This window comes from Chryseobacterium sp. JK1 (genome assembly GCF_050632815.1).
Classification (GTDB): Bacteria; Bacteroidota; Bacteroidia; order Flavobacteriales; family Weeksellaceae; genus Chryseobacterium.
This window is the reverse complement of the sequence record NZ_JBODRU010000007.1, coordinates 204999-211862: the sequence shown is the minus strand read 5'-3', so window position 1 is coordinate 211862 and position 6864 is coordinate 204999. Positions and strand designations below refer to the sequence as shown.

Here is a 6864-nt window from a genome sequence, read left to right as displayed (position 1 = left end):
TACAAGTACAATGGTAAGGAGTTACAGGAGACGGGAATGTATGATTACGGTGCTAGGTTTTATATGCCGGATTTAGGTAGATGGGGAGTGGTGGATCCGCTGGCGGAAACTTCAAGAAGATGGTCGACCTATGCTTATGCATTTAATAATCCTTTGAGATTTATTGATCCGGATGGAAGGCAGGGAACAGATTGGGTTCATAACAGAGAAACAAATCAAATTTATTGGAATAATAATGCCACAAGTCAAGCTACAACAGGAGAAAATGAAACTTATTTAGGTAAATCGGGGACATATACAACGGAGAATGGGTCTACAACCGCCTTAAATTCTGATGGTTCATATACCAATAACTCTTTATTAGGAGGAATGGGGATAATGAATAATTTAGATCCTTTAATTCAAGCGGGTGATTCCGCATCAGCAATGAGTGTCGCTACTTTTGGTACTCCTGATAACGGTTCGTATATAAGAGAAACTCCTGCATCCAATTCAACGGAAGCAGCGATGGGAAATCCATCGGGGCAGTTAGCTGTTGCTGGTCTATATGGATTGCAAGGAGCAGCTACAGAAATTGGATTTTCTAAGGCATTAGGGGCAGTAGCAAAAGTTGCAACTACTTCAGATGGGTTCTTATTTGGAAGTATTAATATAAAAGCTCCTTTTGATATTCCTGCTCAAAGATTTGGGCAAATGTCTATTGGGAAGAGTGATTTTTGGGGTGTAAGAGTTGGAACTAGTGAATTTGCAAATAGAACAGTAGTGGCAATAAAGCAAGAGTGGAACCCTTTAACTCAATATACATCTGGTATAGTTCCTAAAGGAACTCCAATTAAAATAGGAATAGTTGGACCTCAAGGTGGAGGATTTTATACAGGAGGCTCTATCCAGTTTTTGACAGAATCTAAAAGTGTAGTAAATCAAGCAACTAAAATTATTCCTCGTTAAAAATTATGAAACTTGAAACCCCAATAAGTTTTAGACTAAAAATAAATCTTCCAAATAAAAAAGAAGTTTTATATCACGATCTATACGAAATTTGTCAAGGTTGTCCGGAAGTTGGAAAATTGTCTATTGATGGAAATCTGATAAAAAGAGAAATATTTGGAGGTCCGTTATTATATGAGAATGGATTTATTTATATTTCTTGCTTTAGAAAAAAATGGTTTAACTCTGGATTTTATTTGGTCAAAATAAATACTTCTACATTAGAATTTACTATAATATCAGATATGTATCAAATAATAGATTTAATAAAAATTGAGAATGATAGTATTTATTTTTATGATAACTTAGAACAAAGTGAGATTAGAGAAATCTCTTTAAAAAAAAGTACTCATTAATATTTCAAAAATGAAAAACTCATTGTTTTTTTTGACTTTAATATTAAGTTTAATGTTGAATGCACAAGAAATTAAACTTAATGATTTTAAGCTTATCGCTTATGATATTGAAGCCAAAAACGTTTCAATTTTATCATATTCAACATTGGATAAAAACGGAAAATTGAATGTCTATTTAAAAAGGCACAAGGATACTGTTTTTTATTCCTATCAACTTACGAATGAAGAAGTTGAAAAAGTAAATCAATTATCTTTTGGAAAATTACAAGATTTTGTAGTACGCAAAAAGCTAGATAAAAGTATGTATTATGCAGGAAATAGAAATTATATTAATTTTAAAGTAAAAAATAATAATGAAAAACTTTGTTTCATTCCTCCTTTTATGAGTTCTAGCTTCAATGATATTATAGATTTACTTAAGGAAAAAATATATAAACAAGATGATTCCGCAAGAATGTCAGAATTTGAAATTAATTTTGATCAAATTAAGAATGATATTCAAAAACAAAATGAGATAGATAATTATTTACCAGAAAAATCTCTTCCTCCAATGAGAAAATAAAATTACAAACAAAAAACCACTGCAATTGTAGTGGTTTTTGTGTGTTATATAATGTTCTGTTTTGTATTAGAAAACAGAACAATAGAAATAAATCTTTGGGATAGTGTTTAGAGCCAGAATAAAAGGTCTGAATTTGGTACTGAATAAAAAATCATGATGGAAAAGCTCAAGATTTTACGAAAACAGCGGGGTTACACCCAAGAATATATGTCCAAGATTATATCCACGGATGTATCCAATTACAGCCGCAAGGAAAGCGGTGATGTAAGGATTTATGATGATGAATGGGAGAAGCTTGCAAAGCTTTAGACCTTCCGGTGGAAGATATCAAAGAAGAGAAACCTTCCAGTATTGTTCAGAATAATGATAATCTGACGTTCAATGATAACTCCGGAAACTATAACTATTATTACAGTATCCCCAATCATATTTTAGATAACCTGAATGATTATATTGCACTGCTGAAAAAGCAGAATGAAGCTTTAGAAGAAGAAAATAAGAAGTTAGAGCCCAATAAAAAGAAATTAAACGCTGTCATCTTACAGCCTGAAGATATTCTGAAATAAAAAAATACTGCTTATCAAATAGGCAGTATTTTTAGTTTTTATTCAGTCCTGATGAAAGAGGCGAATTACTTTTTTATTATAGTGCAGCTACATTTTTATTAAAAAAGTCTTTATATTTTTGTTAGCATAGTTTTTATAATTTAAAAAAACACTAATTTTTCTTTATTATAATAAAATACTATCTTATCAATACAAAGATCACTTTGAAAATACCAGAAAAATATTCTTTATAGAATAATGTTCATTTTATTAAATCTTATGAAGGGGAATTTAGTAAATACTAAGATTATTATTGTATTATTTACAGTTTTAATAAATTGCGGATGTGCTTCTCAGAGTTCCAAATTAGAATTATCTGATTATTTGGATAAAATGATTCACAAAGGTAAATTTTTGTATTTAGAAATAAGGCTTAATCAAAAAATGCAAAAATGAATACTTATTTGGTATTGCAGAAATGGATTATAACGATCATCTTTCCAAAACCTATAAAACCTATGATTATAATGGTACTTTGATCATCTATGACTTAGGGGAAGAGAAGAATACAAAAGTCATTGATTTTTTTGATTCTTATTTTAAAAAAACAAATTCAGATATTTCAAATATTCCAAAGGGAAGACAATCTATTATTAATGAATATCCACTTTATTTTGTAGGTAAAGAATTTATTAAAGATCGGGGTAAAACAAGGAATTTTATGACCGCCCAATGTGGAGGTGAATGACTGTTTCTTACATCCAAAAACAATATCTCAGTTTCCTTGCTATTATATCCTGAGGATTTTATTTTCGAAGACTTTCTCACAAGATTTTTATGAAAGATGATTTAAATATTTATTATAAAAAAATGAGAAACTTAATGATCCTTTTATTTCTGCTTAATATGATTTTTTCGTGCAATTCATCCAAAAATATTGAATTGGATGGTATTTATGAAAAGCATGGTACAGGCTATCTTTATACTTTAAACTTAAATTCAGATAATACATTTTTATTATCTGAAAAATATTATGAAGGTAATCCTTCTTGTAAAGGGAATTGGGCAATAAAAAATGATACCATTACTTTTAAATGTTATGAAGAAGAGATTTTTGCGCAGATAACCTTAGGATATATGAATAAACGGGTATTTAACATGGTAATATTAAATCGGGAAAAATTAAAATTTGGCAATGTGATTTTAGAATTAAAGAGAAGATAATTTTCTAACTTTGTATCAATCAATATTTAAAACAAAATTATGTCAATCACCAATGACGAACAGTTAATCGGAATGCAAAAGGTAAGTGAAGCTGTTGCTTATACTTTAAAAGCGATGACCGATTATGCAAAACCGGGCATGACGACCAAAGACCTCGATGAGTATGGAGCAAAGATTCTCGAAGACTTTGGAGCAAAATCGGCCCCTTATCTTACCTATGGATTTCCGGGATGGACCTGCATTAGTGTAGATAACGAATTTTGCCACGGTATTCCCACAGATCAAAGAATTTTAAAAGAAGGTGATCTCATCAATATCGATGTTTCTGCAGAACTCGATGGCTATTGGGCTGATAATGGAAATTCCTTTATTATCGGAGAAGATATTCACGGTCATCAGAAGTTGGTAGATGCCTCAAAAGATATTTTGCTGAAAGCGATTGACAACATTAAGGGGGGAGTGAAAATAGCAGATATAGGTTTTTTAATGGAAACTGAAGCCCGAAAAAGAGGATTAAAAGTGATTAAAAATCTTGGCGGTCATGGAGTAGGAAGAAGTTTACATGAAGAACCGAATGAATTACTTAATTATAAAAACCGTTTTGATACCAGACGTTTTAAGAAAAACTCTGTAGTCGCTATGGAAACTTTTATCTCCACTTCATCAAACCTTGCCGTAGAATTGAATGACGGATGGACAATGGTAGGAAATAAAGGAGGATATATGGCTCAACACGAGCATACAATCATGATAACCGATGGGAAACCCATTATTCTTACTCAAATGAATGGAATTTTAAACTGATTTTATCAGAATATAGTACATCTTAAAAAGCTTTTCTCAACATAGAAGAGCTTTTTTTATATCAGGCAATTTCGTTTTCTGGTGATGAAAGCAGAACAAGATATCTCCAAATTTTATCTCAAAAAGGCTGAATAATGTCAGGGTAAAAATTATATTTGTCAGATAACTGATCAACCATGAAAAAAATACTGTTTCATATGGCTGTTGTAAGTTTTGCGCTCACAGCCGTTTCCTGTACAAATTATATCAAACCCATTCAGACAGAACCGTTGCCCAATGCGGAAAATATAACAAAAAAACTTTCGTTTAAAGAAGGAAGCTTGAGTATGAATTTTTACGCAGATTATATCTTTGATAAAACAGACAGTAAATTCATCTTCTTTACAAACCGTGAGATCAGTAATATTCTTAAAAATATAAAAGTGAAGCCCTCTTCACAGATTTTATTTACCTATACTCCTTCCAGTATCTACAATAATATGCTGGGATTTTATTATTCAGGGAAAAAATTGCAGGAAATAAAATCAGAACTTTCCTCAAAAAAGCCGGATAAACAAATGGAAAATGCCCTGATCTATACCTATCAGCACAACGGGCACGATATTATTGATATCTATAAGCAGGAAGAAAAAGGAATCATAAGACTTATTGCCCTTAATAACCCTGAGAAACAGAGCTCAGATAAATTTGAACTTGAAAATGATAAACTTCTTTTTGATGTTAATCCAGATTTCTGGACCGGTCAGTAAATGGTAAAAACTAACTACTGGAAATACTTGATTTTTAATGCCATTATAGAATATTTGTTTTTTATATTTGTGAGACATCCTATCACACAAAAAATAGCCATATGAAAAAAGTTCTCTTAACCATTTTTGGTATCCTTATCATTATTGTTGCAGTAATACTGATCAAGACGTATACCTATCCCTTTAAGAAAAATACCGTTGGTTCAGGTGAAGGATGGAAGCCTGTAAAGAACGACTCCGCAGTGATGCGCTTATCAGGAGGAATCAAAATTCCTACAGTATCTACAGGAAGTCTGGGGGAATTCAACTATGCACCCTTTGATCAGTTTAAAACCTATTTGAAAATATCCTATCCGCTGGTCTATCAAAATACTGAAAATGTAGAAGTGAATCAGTACGGATTGGTATTCAGACTCAAAGGAAGCAATCCCGCTCTTGAACCTATTCTGTTTCTGTCACACATGGATGTCGTACCTCCCGGAGATGCCGATATCAAAAATAATGAAACCAATATTTTCCGTCCGGATGATAAACCTTCGCAACCCGTTTCTAAAGTAGCTGAAGATTGGGACTATGCTCCTTTTTCTGGTGTGGTAGCCAATGGAAGAATCTACGGAAGAGGAGCTATTGACATGAAAGGAATGCTCTTTTCCTTACTGGAATCAATGAACAATCTCATCCGGAATAAGCAGACTCCAAAACGTGATATTTATCTCGCTTTTGGTTTTGATGAAGAAGTGGGCGGACAGAAAGGCGCCATGCAGATTGCTGATTATTTTAAGAAAAAAGGATTGAAATTCGATGCTGTATATGACGAAGGCGGACTGATTATGCGTAAAGGAAATGTTGCGGGAATAGATACTGATGTTGCCGTTGTAGGCTGCGCAGAAAAAGGATTTTTATCTGCAAAGATCAAAGTAAAAGGACTTGGCGGACATTCTTCTATGCCACCTATGGAAAGTGCCATTGGTAAAGCAGCGGTGATTATGCAGCGTTTGGAAGATCACCAGATGAAACCTACGATAACCCCGCTTATTAAAGAATTTTTTAACAACATCGGTGGTCAGATGCCTTTTGCCACAAGAATGGCTTTGGCCAATCAATGGCTTTTAAAACCTGTGCTGTTATCAAAACTTACAAAGAATAATACGACCAATGCCTTGGTACGTACCACTACAGCTCTAACAATGATGAAAGGCAGCGACGGAACCAACGTTCTTTCCCCGGAAGTGGAATTTGTCGTTAACTTCAGACTTCTTCCCGGGAATACGGTAAAAGATGTACGGGATCATATCGCAAAGGCAACCGAAGGTTTTGATGTTGAAGTAGAAGAAATTGATAATACAAGAGAAGCTTCTAGAATCTCTCCAACCAATACCCAGGCATTTAAGCTGATAGAAGCCGGAGTGAAAGAAATTTATCCGGGAGCTATTGTAACTCCTTACCTGACAATGGCAGGAACCGACGCCGGGAAATACGAAATTGTCAGCAAAAATGTATACCGATTCATGCCTATAAAAATCAACAGTGCAGAACAGCAAAGTATTCACAGTACCAATGAATATCTCAGCATAGAAAACTATCTGAAAATGATCCATTACTTTGAATATGTGATGAGTAACTACGATAAATAAAGA

The 6864-nt window shown here is 33.1% G+C and carries 10 protein-coding genes; all 10 read left to right on the top strand.

The features are described 5' to 3' along the window. Positions 1 to 948 (top strand): RHS repeat-associated core domain-containing protein (locus tag ACQ76T_RS24310; RefSeq protein WP_431345775.1); only part of this gene is annotated, 948 nt, incomplete at its 5' end. A gap of 5 nt (positions 949 to 953) precedes the next feature. Further along, complete coding sequence (locus ACQ76T_RS24305; protein WP_431345774.1) at positions 954 to 1343, top strand: hypothetical protein; 390 nt, start codon at positions 954 to 956, stop codon at positions 1341 to 1343. Positions 1344 to 1353: 10 nt separating this feature from the next. Beyond that, the gene (locus ACQ76T_RS24300; RefSeq protein ID WP_431345773.1) at positions 1354 to 1905 is read left to right on the top strand and encodes a hypothetical protein; all 552 of its coding nucleotides are present in this window, start codon (positions 1354 to 1356) and stop codon (positions 1903 to 1905) included. 207 nt (positions 1906 to 2112) lie between these two features. Next, positions 2113 to 2214, top strand: coding sequence for a hypothetical protein (locus ACQ76T_RS24295; protein WP_431345772.1), 102 nt, complete (start codon positions 2113 to 2115; stop codon positions 2212 to 2214). Continuing rightward, entirely contained in the window at positions 2190 to 2471 is a 282-nt protein-coding gene (locus ACQ76T_RS24290; protein ID WP_431345771.1) for a hypothetical protein, read from the top strand. The genes ACQ76T_RS24295 and ACQ76T_RS24290 overlap by 25 nt, the downstream gene beginning before the upstream one ends. Before the next feature lie 457 nt (positions 2472 to 2928). Further along, complete coding sequence (locus ACQ76T_RS24285) at positions 2929 to 3198, top strand: hypothetical protein (RefSeq protein ID WP_431345770.1); 270 nt, start codon at positions 2929 to 2931, stop codon at positions 3196 to 3198. 89 nt (positions 3199 to 3287) lie between these two features. After that, positions 3288 to 3674, top strand: a complete 387-nt coding sequence (locus ACQ76T_RS24280; RefSeq protein ID WP_431345769.1) for a hypothetical protein — start codon at positions 3288 to 3290, stop codon at positions 3672 to 3674. Positions 3675 to 3713: 39 nt separating this feature from the next. After that, on the top strand, positions 3714 to 4478 hold the full coding sequence (gene map / locus ACQ76T_RS24275) for a type I methionyl aminopeptidase (protein ID WP_431345768.1): 765 nt from the start codon (positions 3714 to 3716) through the stop codon (positions 4476 to 4478). 176 nt (positions 4479 to 4654) lie between these two features. Then, positions 4655 to 5227, top strand: coding sequence for a hypothetical protein (locus ACQ76T_RS24270; RefSeq protein ID WP_431345767.1), 573 nt, complete (start codon positions 4655 to 4657; stop codon positions 5225 to 5227). A 101-nt stretch (positions 5228 to 5328) separates the two neighbouring features. Then, positions 5329 to 6861, top strand: a complete 1533-nt coding sequence (locus tag ACQ76T_RS24265) for a M20/M25/M40 family metallo-hydrolase (protein ID WP_431345766.1) — start codon at positions 5329 to 5331, stop codon at positions 6859 to 6861. The last annotated feature ends 3 nt before the right edge of the window (positions 6862 to 6864 follow it).